General features: G+C 59.6%; 17 protein-coding genes. 13 read left to right on the top strand and 4 right to left on the bottom strand.

Annotated elements, in window-relative coordinates:
• Window positions 1–66: 66 nt before the first annotated feature.
• The 11 genes from bchL to P8S53_RS17050 all read left to right on the top strand — a co-directional run bounded on the left by bchL (window position 67) and on the right by P8S53_RS17050 (window position 9,115).
• A complete protein-coding gene (gene bchL / locus P8S53_RS17100; protein WP_277807045.1) occupies window positions 67–963 on the top strand; it encodes a ferredoxin:protochlorophyllide reductase (ATP-dependent) iron-sulfur ATP-binding protein in 897 nt (298 codons plus the stop codon).
• Window positions 963–1,640, top strand: a complete 678-nt coding sequence (bchM, locus tag P8S53_RS17095; protein WP_277807044.1) for a magnesium protoporphyrin IX methyltransferase — start codon at window positions 963–965, stop codon at window positions 1,638–1,640. The genes bchL and bchM overlap by 1 nt, the downstream gene beginning before the upstream one ends.
• Window positions 1,637–3,073, top strand: a complete 1,437-nt coding sequence (locus P8S53_RS17090; RefSeq protein WP_277807043.1) for a PucC family protein — start codon at window positions 1,637–1,639, stop codon at window positions 3,071–3,073. The genes bchM and P8S53_RS17090 overlap by 4 nt, the downstream gene beginning before the upstream one ends.
• An 18-nt stretch (window positions 3,074–3,091) precedes the next feature.
• Complete coding sequence (gene puhA / locus P8S53_RS17085; RefSeq protein ID WP_277807042.1) at window positions 3,092–3,886, top strand: photosynthetic reaction center subunit H; 795 nt, start codon at window positions 3,092–3,094, stop codon at window positions 3,884–3,886.
• A gap of 42 nt (window positions 3,887–3,928) precedes the next feature.
• A complete protein-coding gene (gene puhB, locus P8S53_RS17080; RefSeq protein WP_277807041.1) occupies window positions 3,929–4,573 on the top strand; it encodes a photosynthetic complex putative assembly protein PuhB in 645 nt (214 codons plus the stop codon).
• Window positions 4,574–4,584: 11 nt separating this feature from the next.
• Window positions 4,585–5,064: a photosynthetic complex assembly protein PuhC gene (gene puhC, locus P8S53_RS17075; RefSeq protein WP_277807040.1), complete on the top strand. Its 480-nt coding sequence runs from the start codon at window positions 4,585–4,587 to the stop codon at window positions 5,062–5,064.
• Window positions 5,065–5,090: 26 nt separating this feature from the next.
• A complete protein-coding gene (locus tag P8S53_RS17070) occupies window positions 5,091–5,387 on the top strand; it encodes a hypothetical protein (RefSeq protein ID WP_277807039.1) in 297 nt (98 codons plus the stop codon).
• Window positions 5,384–6,478 carry a magnesium-protoporphyrin IX monomethyl ester (oxidative) cyclase gene (acsF, locus tag P8S53_RS17065; RefSeq protein ID WP_277807038.1) on the top strand — a complete coding sequence of 365 codons (1,095 nt, stop codon included), beginning with the start codon at window positions 5,384–5,386 and terminating at the stop codon, window positions 6,476–6,478. The genes P8S53_RS17070 and acsF overlap by 4 nt, the downstream gene beginning before the upstream one ends.
• Window positions 6,479–6,536: 58 nt before the next feature.
• Window positions 6,537–7,337 carry a putative photosynthetic complex assembly protein PuhE gene (gene puhE, locus P8S53_RS17060; protein WP_277807037.1) on the top strand — a complete coding sequence of 267 codons (801 nt, stop codon included), beginning with the start codon at window positions 6,537–6,539 and terminating at the stop codon, window positions 7,335–7,337.
• 14 nt (window positions 7,338–7,351) lie between these two features.
• The gene (gene hemA / locus P8S53_RS17055; RefSeq protein WP_277807036.1) at window positions 7,352–8,563 is read left to right on the top strand and encodes a 5-aminolevulinate synthase; all 1,212 of its coding nucleotides are present in this window, start codon (window positions 7,352–7,354) and stop codon (window positions 8,561–8,563) included.
• A gap of 75 nt (window positions 8,564–8,638) precedes the next feature.
• A complete protein-coding gene (locus P8S53_RS17050; RefSeq protein WP_277807035.1) occupies window positions 8,639–9,115 on the top strand; it encodes a hypothetical protein in 477 nt (158 codons plus the stop codon).
• 114 nt (window positions 9,116–9,229) lie between these two features.
• Here the strand turns inward: P8S53_RS17050 and P8S53_RS17045 are convergent, their stop codons facing one another.
• Complete coding sequence (locus tag P8S53_RS17045) at window positions 9,230–9,964, bottom strand: hypothetical protein (RefSeq protein ID WP_277807034.1); 735 nt, start codon at window positions 9,962–9,964, stop codon at window positions 9,230–9,232.
• Window positions 9,961–10,809 (bottom strand): B12-binding domain-containing protein, encoded by an 849-nt coding sequence (locus P8S53_RS17040; protein WP_277807033.1) that lies wholly within the window; start codon window positions 10,807–10,809, stop codon window positions 9,961–9,963. Before P8S53_RS17040 ends, P8S53_RS17045 begins: the two co-directional genes overlap by 4 nt.
• Window positions 10,810–10,998: 189 nt before the next feature.
• On the opposite strand from P8S53_RS17040, the gene P8S53_RS17035 reads away from it, so the two are divergent.
• Window positions 10,999–12,360, top strand: a complete 1,362-nt coding sequence (locus P8S53_RS17035; protein ID WP_277807032.1) for an AarF/ABC1/UbiB kinase family protein — start codon at window positions 10,999–11,001, stop codon at window positions 12,358–12,360.
• Between the two features lie 24 nt (window positions 12,361–12,384).
• Here P8S53_RS17035 and P8S53_RS17030 read toward each other — a convergent pair whose 3' ends face one another.
• Complete coding sequence (locus P8S53_RS17030) at window positions 12,385–13,578, bottom strand: LysR family transcriptional regulator (protein ID WP_277807031.1); 1,194 nt, start codon at window positions 13,576–13,578, stop codon at window positions 12,385–12,387.
• Window positions 13,575–14,459 carry a DUF1932 domain-containing protein gene (locus tag P8S53_RS17025; RefSeq protein ID WP_277807030.1) on the bottom strand — a complete coding sequence of 295 codons (885 nt, stop codon included), beginning with the start codon at window positions 14,457–14,459 and terminating at the stop codon, window positions 13,575–13,577. The genes P8S53_RS17030 and P8S53_RS17025 overlap by 4 nt, the downstream gene beginning before the upstream one ends.
• Before the next feature lie 197 nt (window positions 14,460–14,656).
• Between P8S53_RS17025 and P8S53_RS17020 the strand changes: the two genes are divergently transcribed.
• Window positions 14,657–15,949 carry a phosphatidylserine/phosphatidylglycerophosphate/cardiolipin synthase family protein gene (locus P8S53_RS17020; protein ID WP_277807029.1) on the top strand — a complete coding sequence of 431 codons (1,293 nt, stop codon included), beginning with the start codon at window positions 14,657–14,659 and terminating at the stop codon, window positions 15,947–15,949.
• Window positions 15,950–16,169 lie beyond the last annotated feature (220 nt).

The following is a 16,169-nucleotide window of genomic DNA, read 5'->3' as shown; positions in this document are numbered from 1 at the left end:
CCCGCCCCCCGGCGGCTGCGCCGCCACCCCCCGGGATATTTTTACCAGAATGAAGGAAGTAACCCCATGAGCCCCAGAGATGATATACCCGAACTGAGAGGGCTGGACGGCGAAGGTTCGGTGCAAGTCCATCAGGACGAGGCGGCCCGTATTGATGGTGCCATGGTGTTTTCCGTTTATGGCAAGGGGGGGATCGGCAAATCGACGACCAGTTCCAACTTGTCTGCGGCTTTTGCATCGATGGGCAAGCGCGTGTTGCAGATTGGCTGCGACCCCAAACATGACAGCACCTTCACGCTGACGGGTCGGTTGCAGCCCACTGTCATCGACATTCTGAAGGAGGTGGATTTTCACCCCGAAGAATTGCGCGCCGAGGATTTTGTGACCGAAGGCTGGGGCGGCGTCATGTGTGTGGAGGCCGGCGGCCCGCCTGCGGGCACAGGCTGCGGCGGCTATGTTGTGGGCCAGACGGTCAAATTGCTGAAGCAGCACCATCTGCTGGAAAATACCGATGTGGTGATTTTTGATGTGCTGGGCGATGTGGTCTGCGGTGGGTTTGCAGCACCCCTGCAACATGCCGACAAGGCGGTGATTGTCACCGCCAATGACTTTGACAGCATCTATGCCATGAACCGCATCATAGCGGCGGTTCAGGCGAAATCGGCCAATTACAAGGTGCGGCTGGCAGGCTGCATTGCCAACCGGTCGCGCGACACGGACGAGGTGGACCGCTTTTGCGAACGTGTGGGGTTCAAGCGCATCGGCCATATGCCTGATATTGACGCCATTCGCAGAAGCCGCCTGAAAAAGAAAACCCTGTTCGAGATGGACCCTGATGAGGATGTTCTGGCCTGTCGCGCGGAATACATGCGGCTGGCCCATGCGCTGTATACGGGTACCGATGCGCTAAGCCCCGACCCCATGCTCGACCGTGATATTTTCGAGATGCTGGGGTTTGACTGATGCGCGATCTGATCCCGCCCTCCTCCAGTTATGATGACACCCGCACACGGGTTGCGCAGTATTTCGATGCCACCGCAACGCGTGTCTGGGAGCGGCTGACATCGGACGCGCCAGTGTCGCGCATTCGCCAGACTGTGCGCGAGGGGCGCGACGCCATGCGCGCGCTGATGCTGGCGCAACTGCCCGGTGACCTGCGCGGGGCGCGCGTGCTGGATGCGGGCTGTGGCACGGGGGCTGCAAGTGCGGAACTGGCCGCGCGCGGGGCGGATGTGACAGCGATCGATATTTCGCCCAAGCTTGTCGAAATTGCGCGCGCACGCCTGCCCCAAACGCTTGCAGGCCGTGTGGATTTTCGCGCAGGCGACATGCTGGCGGCAAACCTTGGGCGGTTTGACCATGTCATCGCGATGGACAGCCTGATCTATTACACCCGCCCCGATCTGGAGGCCGCGCTGGACGCGCTTTCAGCGCGGGCGGGTTCGGTGGTTTTCACTGTGGCCCCGCGCACGCCGCTTCTGATGGCGATGTGGCATGCTGGCCGTATGTTGCCGCGTGCCGACCGGTCCCCCAGCATGATCCCGCATGACTGGCGGCGCATGAATGTGGCCGGACTGGACCGTGTCGGGCGGGTGTCGCGGGGGTTCTATATTTCGGAATGTTTGAGGGTGGCATCATGATCATCCCGAAATCCATGTTCCGCACGCTGAACGCCAACTGGCTGCCCTTTGCCGATGCCGCATCCGAGGGATTGCCGCTGCGCCAGATCCTGCGCCTCAGCCTGTTTCAGGTGTCGGTGGGCATGGCAACGGTGCTGCTGCTGGGCACATTGAACCGCGTGATGATTGTGGAAATGTCGCTGGCGGCCAGCATTGTGGCCATCATGATTGCGCTGCCCGTGCTGATTGCGCCCTTTCGGGCGCTGCTGGGGTTCAAGTCCGACACATACCGGTCTGCCATTGGCTGGAAACGCATTCCGTTTCTGTGGTTTGGCACATTGTGGCAATTCGGCGGGCTGGCGGTCATGCCTTTTGCGCTGATCGTGCTGTCGGGCGACAATGTCCACGACGTGCCCTTCGCGGGCGAGGTGCTGGCGGCGCTGGCATTCCTGATGACAGGTCTGGGCCTGCATATGACCCAGACAGCGGGCATTGCGCTGGCCGCGGACCGCGCCGATGCGCAAACCCGCCCGCGTGTGGTGGCGCTGCTATATGTGACCTTCCTTGCGGGCATGGCGGTTTCGGCGCTGATTGTGGGCTGGCTTTTGCGTGATTTCAGCGAATTGCAGCTGATCCGCGTGGTGCAGGGCTGCGCGGTTGCAACCCTTGCGCTGAATATTGTGGCACTGTGGAAGCAGGAAAAAGTGCGCCCCATGACGCGCGAGGAACGCGCAGCACCCCGCCCTAGCTTCCGCGAGGCATGGGCGGATTACACCAGTGGCGGGCAGGCCGGGCGCTTGCTGGCAGTGGTGTTTGTGGGTGGTCTGGCCTTCAATATGCAAGATGTGCTGCTGGAGCCGTATGGCGGCGAAATCATGGGCTTGTCGGTTGCGGCCACAACGACGCTAACTGCTGTGTGGGCCTGCGGCGCGCTTCTGGGCTTCTGGCTGGCGGCCCGCTGGCTGGCACAGGGCATGGACCAGTTCCGCATGGCCGCGCGCGGTATCCTGATCGGTATCGTCGCATTTTCGGCGGTGATTTTTGCAGCGCCCCTTGGGTCTGGCGGGGTGTTTTATGGCGGGACCTTCGGCATCGGCCTTGGCATGGGGCTGTTTGCGGTCGCGACCCTGACCGCCGCCATGGACATGCCCAAGCGCGGCGTTGTCGGCGGCGGGCTGGCGCTTGGTGCGTGGGGGGCTGCTCAGGCGACCGCCGCCGGGCTGGCCGTGGCGCTTGGCGGCGGTATTCGCGACAGTGTTCAGGGGCTGGCCAATGCGGGCCATCTGGGCACCGGCCTGATGACGCCCGACATTGGCTATTCGGTCGTCTACCACATTGAAATCGGACTTTTGTTTCTGACGCTTGTCATTCTGGGCCCGCTGGTGCGCACCCGGATTGTTGACACTTCCCAAACCCGCAGCTCGCGGATCGGCCTTGCCGATTTCCCGACCTGACATATCGGAGGATAGATTATGGATACCCCTTATGGTTGGATTTTCTTCGGCAATTTCGATCTGGCGCTTGTTTCGCTATACATGTTCTGGATCTTCTTTGCCGGGCTGATCTACTACATCCAGCGCGAGAATATGCGCGAAGGCTACCCGCTGGAAAACGATGACGGCAGCCATGCCAATTCGCTTCTGTCCGTGCCAGAACCCAAGACATTCACCCTGCCCCACGGGCGTGGCACCTATGATGCGCCGAATGCAGAGCGCGAGGCGCGTGAACTGGCACTGGCGCCCACTGCGGTTTCCGGCGGATTTCCATTCGCGCCAACCGGCAACGCGCTGAAAGATGGGGTTGGCCCCGCAGCCTATGCCATGCGCCGGGACGAGGCTGAACTGGATGGCCACGGTCACGCCAAAATCCAGCCCATGGCCAAGGTCGGTGATTTTGCAGTTGCCGCAGGGCGCGACCCGCGCGGGCTGAAGGTCATGTGTCACGACATGCAATCGCCCGGCGTTGTCAGCGACATGTGGGTCGACATTCCCGAACAGATGGTGCGCTATCTGGAAGTGACACTTGATGACGGCGGCAAACGTCTGGTTCCCATGGCAATGGTGCGCATCAAGCAAAACCGCGTGGTCGTCAATGCGCTGGACAGCGAAAGCTTCAAGGACATTCCGGTGATCGCATCGGACGCGCAGGTGACCAAGCTGGAAGAAGACAAGATTTCCGGCTTTGTGGCGGGCGGCTATCTGTACACCGGCGACAAGCGCATGACGCAATGGTCAGCAGTCAAGAAGATCATGGCGCAGCCCGCGTGATGGCGCGGCATTGATACCCCAATAAGAAAAAGGAACCGGCCTATGTCACATGATGATTTCGCCTTTGAACCCGTGAAGGGCCTGCCAGAGCGGCCGCCCGAACATGAGCATATTCTGTGGCAGGGCCGTCCCGACACATTGGCCCTGGCACGCGAAGCCTATAAGCTGAACTGGATCAATGCCTATTTCGCGCTGATCGTGCTGTGGCGCGCAGGTGTTGGCGCGGCGGATGCGGGTGCAGCCGGGGCATTTGCTTTCGGGCTACCCTATGCGCTGCTATGGGCGGCGGCCGTGGGCGTGGTGCTGGCGCTGGCCGTGGTGCAGGCGCGCAGCACGGTCTACACCATCACGACCGCACGCGTGGCCATGCGTATTGGTGCCGCGCTGACCGTCACGCTGAACCTGCCGTTTCGTCAGGTGGCGCATGCCAATCTGGATTTGCGCAAATCCGGCACCGGCACTGTCGCGCTGGAAACACTGGGCGAGACGAAGTTTTCATATCTTGTGTTGTGGCCGCATTGCCGCCCCGGCCATGTCCGCGTGACCAAACCCGCGTTGCGCTGCATCCCCGATGCGGCCCGCGTGGCCAAACTGCTGGCCGATGCCGCCGAGGCGCGCGTGTCACAACCCGTCGTGGAACGCCGCGCCGCCCCCGCCCCCACTGGCAATCTTGTCGCGGCAGAATAAGGGAGGATGCCATGACCCACACCCCCGAGCAGTTCACCCCCGGTTTCAGGCGCGATGACAACAACGACATGATCCCCGTGGGGCTGGTGCGCGCCATGTTCGCGCTGGCGCTGGTGCCGCTGGCGCTGGTGGCAATGGCCACGTTCACCGGACGTGAACCTGCGGCGATCCCTGACAATGGCGCGGTCGTGCAAGAATGGCAGCTGCGTCTGGTCGCGGGCAATGCGCAGGCCGTCACCGTGCAGGCCGCAGATGGCACCCATATCGACCGGCTGGATCATGGCGGCTTTGTCACCGTGGTGCAGAATGGCCTGCAAACCGCACGCCGCCGCCATGGCATAGACCCGACCCTGCCCCTGCGCATTGTCGCGTTCGAGAATGGACGGCTAAGCGCGATTGACGATCACACAAATTACCGCGTCGAACTGGATGTGTTCGGTGGGGACAACAAGGCCGCGTTCGAACGGCTGCTGACAACACTGAACAACTAAAAAACGCCAAATAAGGGAAAAATCAAATGTCACTCTTCTCTCGGAAAGTCGAAAAAGTGCCCTGCACTGTCGAAGTCAGCCACCGTTTCGAGGCGCTTCATGCACATGTCAAATTCAACGACGGATCGGTGATCCACCCCGGCGACGAGGTGCTGGTCCAAGGCCCGCCGGTTCTGGCCGCATGGGGCGAATTGATCGTTGAGGACCGCATCGCCACCATTACCCGCGCAAACGCGCTGGAACGGTTTTGGACGCGGCTGACAGGTGATTTCGAATTCATGGAACTCTGTGAATTCTCTTTCTCAGAGGAGATGAGCGTATGAATGTTCATGCCACCACACATGACGAACTTGCCGCAGAAATGGGCGATCGGTTCGACACTGACGCCATGGCGCAGGAATCCACCCTGTTGAACCCGCGCTTCTACACCACCGATTTTGACGAACTGGACCGCATTGATGTGACACCCGTGCGCGCGGAATGGGACAAGCTGATCGGCCAGATGAAGGCCGACCCGAACAAGGGCCATTTCAAGAAAACCGCCGATTGGGACAAGGTCGATTGGGACAATATGGAGCCGGGCCTGAAGCGCGAGTTGATCGACTTTCTGGTGTCTTCGTGCACGGCGGAATTTTCGGGCTGTGTGCTGTATAAGGAAATGAAACGCCGCGGCAAAAACCCCGACATCTGCGAATTGTTCAACTACATGGCCCGCGATGAGGCCCGCCATGCAGGTTTCATCAATGATGCGCTGCGCGAGGCGGGTGTTGCCGTCAATCTGGGCTTTCTGACCAAGGCCAAGAAATACACCTATTTCCGGCCCAAATTCATCTATTACGCCACCTATCTGTCGGAAAAGATTGGTTATGCGCGGTATATTACGATCTACCGCCACCTTGAAGCGCACCCAGAGCAGCGCTTTCACCCGATCTTCAAATGGTTCAGGGAATGGTGCAACGATGAGTTCAGCCATGGCGAGGCATTCGCACTGCTGATGCGCACGGACCCCAAGCTGACCAATGGGTTCGTCAACAAGCTGTGGATCAGGTTTTTCCTGACAGCCGTGTTCGCCACCATGTATGTGCGCGACCACGCACGCCCCGCTTTCCACAAGGCACTTGGTGTCGATATCGACTGGTATGATCAGGAAGTGTTCCGCAAAACCGGCGAGATTGCGAAACAGGTCTTCCCGATGGAGTTGGACATCGACCACCCTGCATGGATGCCAACGCTGAAGAAAATCGAATCCGCATTCCGCAACATGGAGGCGGGCGAGCGCAAGGGCGGTATGGCCGGCAAGCTGACGAAATGGGCCGCAATGACCAAGGCGGGGATGGGCTTTGCCCGCCTGTACCTGATCCCTGTCAGGAAAAATACTCCGCCTGCATCGGTTCGTCTGGAACCCGCGTATTGATGAAAATGGTGCGGGGCCTGACCCGGCACCTGTCACCCCCAACCGGCGGGAGCCGCCAATGTTCGAAACCCCCTGGATTGCCGCACTTGCCGCGCTGTTTCTGTGGTGGTCCACCACAGGACTGCTGCTGTGGCGCGTGCATGCCGCAGACAGAGGCGGGCCGGACCAGCATTTGTGGTCGGTCATCCTGTCTGTGCCGCTGTTGATTGGTGGCACGCTTGGCGTGAATGGCACCCTTGGTGATGGCAGCCCGCAAGGGGTGTGGTTTGCGTTTCTGTCGGCGCTGGCATTGTGGGGCTGGGTGGAACTTGCGTTTTTGTCGGGCATTATAACGGGTCCGAATACCCGACCATGCCCGCAGGGGCTGGGACCAATGGCGCGGTTTTCGGCCGCCTTCCGCACAGTGGCCTTTCACGAAATGGCACTGGCCGCCATTTTTCTGGCGCTTGCCATGGCCGCATATGACAGCGTGAACCCGTTTGCATTCTGGACGTTCTTTGTGCTGTTTGCGGCCCGTATTTCCGCGAAACTGAACCTGTTTCTGGGTGTTCCGCGCATCAACACGGATTTTCTGCCGCGCCCGCTGGCGCATTTGTCCAGCTACTTCCGCCAAAGCCCTGTCAGCGGTTTCTTTCCGCTATCCGTCACGCTGATGACCGCTGGAACCGGCTATTTCATGGCCCGCCTTTGGCACGCGACCACCATCGGCGATGATGGGCGCATCATCGGCTTTACACTGCTTTCCATGCTTGCCGCGCTTGCCCTACTGGAACACTGGTTCATGGTCTGGCGGGTGCGTGATGACAAATTGTGGCGCTGGATGATTCCGGCGACCCACGCCCAAAAACCTAAAATATGACCGAGGGGACCCCAATGGATTTTGACACACATTTCAAGACAGCACTTGATGACCTCAGGTCCGAAGGAAATTATAGAATTTTCGCCGAAGTGGAACGTCAATGCGGCGCCTTTCCCAAGGTCAGGCATTTTAATGGCGATGATATTGATGAAGTCACTGTGTGGTGTTCCAATGATTACCTGTGCATGGGCCTGCATCCCGACGTGATCGGCGCAATGGTCGATGCTGTCGGCAGATGCGGCACTGGCGCTGGCGGCACGCGCAATATTTCCGGCAACACCCATCTGCACCGCGTTCTGGAAGAAGAACTGGCGCAGCTTCATCGCAAGGAGTCCGCGTTGCTGTTCACATCAGGCTATGTGTCGAACTGGGCGGCGCTGTCGACCTTGGGGTCGAAAATTCCCAATGCCGTTATTCTGTCGGATGAAAAGAACCACGCGTCCATGATCGAAGGTATCCGGCATTCGCGCGCCGACAAGGTGATCTGGAAACACAATGACTGGCGCGATCTGGACCGCAAGCTGAAGGCCGTGGGCGACAGGCCCAAGATCGTGGCGTTTGAATCGATCTATTCCATGGATGGCGACATCGCCCCCATGCGCGAGATTGTCGAAGTCGCCGACGCCCATGGCGCAATGACCTATCTGGATGAAGTGCATGCTGTGGGCATGTATGGTGCCCGTGGCGGCGGTATTTCCGAACGCGAAGGGCTGGCCCATCGCATTACCCTGATCGAAGGGACATTGGGCAAGGCTTATGGCGTTGTCGGTGGCTATATAACCGGATCGACCGCGCTGTGCGACTTCATCCGGTCATTTGCCAGCGGGTTCATTTTCACCACCGCATTGCCGCCCGCCGTCGCGGCGGCGGCAACCGCATCTGTGCGTCACCTGAAACAGTCAGGCACCGAACGTGTCGCGCAGCGCGACCGGGTGGCAAGACTGCGCGCAAGGCTGGATGCCATGGGCATTCCGCATATGCAAAATGACAGTCACATCATTCCCGTCATGATCGGCGATCCGGTCAAATGCCGGATGATTTCAGATATTCTGATGCAGGACTGGGGTGTCTATGTGCAGCCCATCAACTACCCCACCGTTCCCAAAGGAACCGAGCGGCTGCGCATAACCCCCGGCCCACTGCACACTGATGCCGATATCGATCATCTGGTAATGGCGCTTACCGCCTTGTGGAAACAATGCGCCATATCACACGCAGTTGCCTGATTGATCCGACAGCGTCGCCTGAACGTATCAGTAAGTCAGCACTAAACTAAAATACACATCGGGAGGAACCCCAAGATGACCAAGATATCCCACGCGACCTTTGGTGCCATCGCACTGGCAATGACCGCGTTTCCTGCATTCGCGGGTGACATTGAAGCAGGCGAGTCGGCCTTTACCAGCCAGTGCCAGAACTGCCACAATGTCACAAATGACGAAGGCGAAGTATTGGCAGGCCGCCCGAACATGCGCACTGGCCCGAACCTTTATGGGGTGATTGGCCGTCAGGCGGGCACGATTGACGGGTTCCGCTATGGCGCGTCACTGGTTGATGCGGGCGAAGCTGGTCTTGTGTGGAACGAAGATGATCTTGTTCCTTACCTGCTGGACCCAACCACCTTCCTGCGCGAAACCCTTGATGAGCGCCGCGCGCGCAGCCAGATGTCCTTTCGGGTGCGCGACGAAGATACGGCGCGTGACATCATTGCCTTCCTGACGCAATTCTCCGAGGTGGAAGATAACGACACCGACGAAGCAGAAGACAGCGAAGGCTAAGGAATTGCAGGGGGTGTCTTGCCGGGGCTTTGCCCGCCCGATACCCCCGGTTCTGGCATTGGCGGGTGAAACCAGACCCGCATCACCAACGGCAGGGCACCCCGTAGCGCTGTATCAGGCGCGCTTTGATTCAAAGGTAAATCGGCCGGCCAGTTCATCCGAACTCATCCCCAGCAGTTCTGCGGCTTTCGACAAGTCGTAATCACATTGCTCGCATGCCTGGCGGATGCACAGATCTTCCAGCACACGCCCGGTTTGCGCCAGGATTTCCGACAAAGGAAGGTGACCTACATCTGTAATCGCCTGTTCCACTGCAAGATTCGCGCGCCCTTTATTGGCGACAGACCGACCCTTGGGCTTGTTCAGATCACTGGAAATCAGGTCTTGCTTCCAGCGCGTGTCTTCAAAGGATTGTTCCATCTCCAGCAGGGCGCGGCTGAATTTCTGCTGCATCTGGACAACAGGCCGAAGGTCCCGGCAAACCAGAATTGACCGCCCGTCGCCCCCATCAATCCGGCGCACCAGCAACGGCATATCCGCGCCCTCGTTGCCTTCCATAAAGTTCAGATGGCGCCAGACAGGTTCTGCATCATCGTGCCTGGACCAAAGCAGGTCCAGTTTGTGCCACGCTTCGTGGCAGACAATGCTTTTAAGCTGCTTACCGGCCCAACCGGACCCGACCGCACCTTCCAGCGCACCGCCACGCATGATATCGTCTACGGTGTTATCCGCCGATACCAGCACGCACAGATCACTTGCCGCCAGAACAATCTGGCCCAGCACAGACGACGGGAATTGTGAAAAATTCCGTTCAAAGGCGTCTATTTCATGTGCGGGGGTGGTGGTCATGATAAACTCCATCTGCCGTATCGGCCATTCGTCATTTGGCTCAGCAAATGCTCCGACATCTCATTTATGCGCAGCCCAACCTGATCGGCTTGCAAGAAACTGTAATGTCCATAGGGTGGCATAATTGCCGCCCCCCCAACAATCACTTCGGTGTGTTGTGCCGCTTCAATACAACGCCACTCTCCTATCAGATCTGCCAGACCTATGAAAGCACTATCCGTGCTGACCGACACCGCCAGCGCGTCAACCGGACCGGTCTGAAGCAAGGCTGCAACCTTTTGTGTGTTGAACCCGTCAACAAATGCGACATCCCAGCCCTGCAACTCCAGATGCTTGACCAGAACGCGCGCGCCGAAATCATGCGCATCACCGGGTGCAACGGCCACGATGGCACGCCCCAGATGCAACGGCCCGCGCCCGCGCACCATAGGGGGCGTCGTCTCGCCCAGGGTTTCGATGATCCTGTGCATCAGGCTATACGCAAACGCTATCTGCTCAAATCCTGCCCTGTCTTCGGTCCAGTCGCGGCCAAGTTGCAAGATAACGGGCAACAGCAGCCGCACATAAACCGCCGCGCGGTCATGGCGCTGTGCAGACCGGAAGGACCGGCAGATTTCAAGCGCGTCTGCAAAATTGCCCTTCAGCAGGGCCAGATGCAATTCATCCACTGGGACCACGCCCGGCGTTGCAGATACCGAACGCAGGGCGGTTCCATTGCCTTGCAATGATGCGCTGCGGATTGACGTGCCCGCGCGCGCGCCGATGTCACGACCCAGTGCTTCCAACCCCCGCACCAGCCATGAATCACAGCCCTGATATAACCATTTGTCCAACTGGCGTGCCATCCCATCTGCCAATAGAAACCGAAATGTAGGTCACAAAATACCAAAAGACAGCTCCCCCTGCCTTGCTGGTGGTTTACTGTAGCCATGTCCCACAGCGTTAGGCAAGCCTGTCATGCGCAATCATGCCGTGCAAATTTCCACAGGATACGCGCACCCCCCTCTGGAATATCCGGCTTGCCGCGCCATGTCATGACCGACGCAGCAAGGATGGCCGCCGTGACGCAAGACCCTGTGACACCCCGCGCGACACCCGTTCCGACATCGCGCACGGTCAGGCTGTTGCATATGGGCGGCATAACGGCCGGTATCGCGGGCGGCGTGATCGCAGGGGGTGTGGGGCAACTGGCCCGCGGCAAACGCCCCGCCCTGCCCGACCTTGTGCTGACACCGTCAAATGCGGCGCGCCTGACCAATGGTTTGTCGCATATGCGGGGGGCTGCGCTGAAACTGGGCCAGATGCTGTCGATGGATGCAGGCGCAGTCCTGCCCCCGCAACTGACCGACATTCTTGCCACCCTGCGCGATGACGCGCAGCACATGCCGCCCAAACAGTTACAGTCGGTGCTGAACGCCGAATGGGGCGCGGGGTGGCGCGCACGGTTTCGCAGCTTCGATGTGCGCCCCTTTGCGGCGGCATCTATCGGGCAGGTTCACCGTGCCCGCACACAGGACGGGCGCGACATTGCCATCAAGGTGCAATATCCCGGCATTCAGGCCAGCATCGACAGCGACGTGGACAACATAGCCGCCCTGCTGCGCGTGCTGGGGCTGGTGCCGAAGGGGATGGATATTGCCCCCCTGCTGGACAGCGCCAAACACCAGCTGCACGCCGAGGCGGATTACACCGCAGAAGCGGCCCATCTGCGCCAGTTCGGGCAGTGGATGGCACAATCGGAAGGGTTTGTTGTGCCGCACCTGCACCCCGACTTCAGCACGCCGCGCACGCTTGCCATGGATTATATTCAAAGCGATCCAGTCGATGCCCTGACAAGTGCCCCGCAGCATATCCGCGACACGGCTGCCGCCAATCTGGTGGATCTGGTGTTGCGCGAGCTTTTTGTGTTCGGCGCGGTGCAGACCGATCCGAATTTTGCGAATTACCGTATCGAGGCCCGGACGGGACGCATTGTGTTGCTGGATTTCGGCGCGGTGCAGCCGGTATCGCCCGCGCTTGCCGCCGATTTCCGCGCACTGTTGAACGCCGCGCTGGATGGGGGGCAGGAGGGGGGACAAGACCGCACCCGTCTGGCCATGCTGAAAATCGGCTATTTTGGTGCCGCGACCGCACCCCGTCATCAAGACCTGATTCAACGCATGTTCGAAACCGCCATGGACCCGCTGCGCAAGGACGCGCCCTTTGATTTCGGCACCTCCGATTTGCTGGAACGGCTGCGCGATATGGGGCTTGCCCTGGGCACAGACAGGGATTTGATGCATGTGCCGCCAGCCCGCACGTTGTTTTTGCACCGCAAGATTGGCGGAATGTATCTGCTGGCCGCCAGACTGCGCGCGCGTGTGAACCTGCGCGCCCTGGCCGAACCCTATCGGTAACGGGCAATCGCGCGGCGACGGTTGTCAACGTGATGCGGTTGTCACATCTTCGCGCGCCATATCCCGTATGTGGTTCAGCAACACATCCTGCGCTGTTGTCGGCACCCAGCCCACCCGATAGGTCAGCCCGATAGCGCGCGCCGGAACCACGATCCTTGTGCGTAATCTGGCCAGCAACCCTCTCGACACTTCTGCCTCTGCCTGCTGGGCAGAGATGCAGCCAAGAAGCGCGCTGCGGTTCAGCAATTCACGCATCAGCAAGATGGACCCGCATTCAACAATACTGTCGGGCACGGACAAACCATTGTCACAAAACAGGGCGTCAAATTGCGCGCGCGCGGGCACACCGGCGCGCGGGACAACCCAGCCATAGCGCGCAAGTTCTGCAAGGGGCGGCGCATCGACACCTGCCAGCGGATGGGCCGGACCACATAAAAAGGCAAGCTGGTCTGAAAACAGTTCTTCCTGCACCACATCCTCAATCGGAAGCGGGTCACGCAGCGCCCCGATGATGACATCAATATCACCCCGACGCAGACCACCCAGCATTTCACCATATGGCCCATCGAATATCTTGATGCGATGCCCCGGTCGCTGCATGCGAAACCGTGCAATCGCTTCGGGCAACACCACCGAACGTGACAGGGGCAATGCCCCGATCACGGTATGCCCGACATCGCGGCCATCGAATTCGGCAATATCCGCCTGCGCCTGATCAAATTCCGCAAAGGCCAGCCGCGCGGAATGCGCCAGTCTGCGGCACGGGCGGGTTGCCACCATCCCGAAGGACGTGCGCTCGAACAAGGGGCGGCCTGCGGCGTGTTCAACCTGCGTGACCGCGCGGTGAATTGTGGGCTGCGCAAGGCCCATGTTATGCGCAGCCAGCGTGAAATTCTGCGCCTCGCTCATCGCGATCAGGGCCTGAAGCTGCGAAAATGTGGCCGTGACCGTCAGTCTGGGCGCGACATCGTGAAGGGCCGCATCCAGCTTGTCCATCGCGCGGCGAATGCGGGCCTCGAATATCTGCCCACGACCGGTCAGGAAAAACCCCTGCCGGGTGCGCTGGAACAACCCGCCCCCCATATCCCGTTCCAGTTTGTTCAGGGACTGGGTCACGGCCGGTTGCGACACACGGCACCGCTGTGCCGCCCCTGTGGGCGAGCGAAGCTCTGCCACAGCAAGAAAAACCCTTAGATGTCGCAGGTTGGGTGCACTCATATGACCGCCAATATCCGGTCCATACGCGCGATCAGGTCATCGTCGCCGGGGTCCATCTGCAAATCTGCAATGCGTGCCTGCCACTGCGCCGATGCCGCACTCATAGCGCAGGGTAATCCAAGCGCGGCAACCGTTGCGGCCACTTCGTGCATTTCAGATGCCCGCCTTGCGCCATGAACCGCCATTCGTTCAAGGTTATAGCTGGCCCGCGCGCGCCAGTTTATGTCAGGGTCCGACCCTTCCAGCGATGCAAGAACCTGATCTTCCACCCCTGCGCGCCTTGCGGCAAGAAAGCATTCCGCACTTAGCGCTTCCATGCCCTTGATCATGACCGACCGTAGCATCTTGATTGATGATGCCTGCCCGACCCGCGCCCCCGCGATTTGCGGACGCATGGACAGCGCGTTCAGCGCGCACATGGCGCGGCCCGCATGTGGACCGGACACCAGCAGTGGCACAAGGTGGCGCTTGGGGTGAACCGGCGCCATAATCGCTACATCGACATAGCGCCCGCCCGCCGCATCAATAATTTCTGCGGCCTGTGCCTTGGTATCGGGCGCGCAGGAATTGCAATCCAGCCACAACGCCCCCGCTGGCAGACAAGGTGCCGCAGCTTCAGCCGCGACCAGCGCCTGATCGGCACTGACCAGACTGAACACCAGCGCGGCCCCGTCCAGCGCGGCGGCGGGGCTATCGGTGCCGCAAACGCCATGCGCATCATATTGTGCAAGGATCGCTGCGCGCGACGCGGCGGATTGTGTCTTGATATCAAAAGCGGACATGGTTGCGGGCCGCACATTCCCCCAACCCGACACAAAGGCGCGTGTCGCCTCTCCAAAACCAATGAAGGCCACTTGGTCGGGCGGCGCGGTTGGTGTCATCTCCACTCCATCAATCACTTTACTTATATGTTCAGATAATGATGCCACAGGCCAGTATATCGCGCTACTTTCTATAGCTATTTTTTATGATGTCGGCCATGCTTCAAAACCAACTGCCTTTGATTTTGGCACAAGACCGGGAACCAACACCGCGCAAGACGCGTTATTCGTGACAGCCCCCAGAAAAGCAGAGTCACATGCCGCGACTGCCGCATCGTTTTCGCCGAAAGATACGCGCTGCGATTGCGGGTTTCCTGGCAATGTTTCTGTTCTGGTTTTTCGTCATTGCGCTTTTGCCCTATCGCCGCGAATTGCGCAGGCCCGTTCCAGCCGCCACCCCCGCCTGCGACCCGCAATTCGCGCGTGACATGGCAGGGCTGTACGGCAGCCCGATTCTGGACGGCAACAGTATCGAAACACTGATAAACGGCGATGCCATTTTTGAGGCAATGCTGACCGAAATAGGCCAGGCGCAAACGTCCATCACCTTTGAAACCTATATTTACTGGAGTGGCCAGATCGCCGACCGCTTTTGTGATGCGCTGATTGCACGCGCGCAGGCCGGTGTGCCCGTCAAGGTGCTGGTCGACTGGGCCGGTGGTCTGCCGATGGATGATGACCTGATCGACCGTATGCATGAAGGGGGGATCAACCTGCGTATGTTCCGCCCCATGCGCCCGCGCACCCTGTCGCGGCTGAACAACCGCACCCATCGCAAGGTTCTGGTGGTTGATGGCAAGACGGGGTTCATCGGCGGGGTCGGTATTGCCGATGTCTGGCTGGGCCGTGCCCGCAACCCTGATGAATGGCGCGACACGCATTACCGCGTGACAGGGCCGGTGGTGGCACTGATGCAAAATGCCTTCGCGCATAACTGGGTCGAAGCCAGCGGCGAAGTGCTGCGCGGCACCGATTTCTACCCGCCCCTGCACCCCACCGGCAGCACAAGCATCCAGATGGTCAAAAGCAATACGGGCAGCCGCAATGAAATTCATCTGATGTTCATGACCGCGATTGCCGCGGCGCAACGCAGCATTCGCATCTCCACGCCCTATTTCGTGCCCGACAAGATTGCCGTAAACCAGTTGCTGGAAGCCCGCGCACGCGGCGTGACCGTCGATTTGCTGATTGCGGGCAAAAACACGGATTCTTATCTGGTGCGGCGCGTGTCGCGGCTGTCATGGCGCACATTGATCGACGCAGGCGTGACAATCCATGAATATTCGCCAACGTTTCTACATGCCAAACTGGTGGTTATCGATGAATGCTGGGCGTCGGTCGGGTCTGCTAATTTTGACGAACGCTCATTCCGGCTGAATGATGAAGCCAATCTCAACGTTTATGACGACGCGTTCGTGGCAGAGCAGATTCGCATCTTTGAAACAGATTGCGCAGCAGCCCGACAGGTGACACATTCTGATCTTGATCGTATGGGCTGGCTGCATCACGCGCAGAATGCTGCACTTGGTTTGTTGAAGCCGCACCTGTAGCAACATCTTCCAACGCATCAAATTGCGACAGCAATTGCATAATTTCATCCGGTAGCTGCTCTGGCGGGGGCGGCACAAAGACCCGCTTCAGATTTTCATCCACATCGCGGACAGTGTCGCCAAGCTTGCCAAGCATGTCTTCTGTGTGACTCATGGTAGATATTCACGCGATACTTTGATGCACGCGCCTCCTTGCTCGATTTACGTTGCGTAACTGTAT

Origin of the sequence: Roseinatronobacter sp. S2 (assembly GCF_029581395.1) — a bacterium.
Classification (GTDB): domain Bacteria; phylum Pseudomonadota; class Alphaproteobacteria; order Rhodobacterales; family Rhodobacteraceae; genus Roseinatronobacter.
The sequence above is the reverse complement of the archived record's forward strand: the minus strand, read 5'-3'. Positions and strand labels throughout refer to the sequence as shown.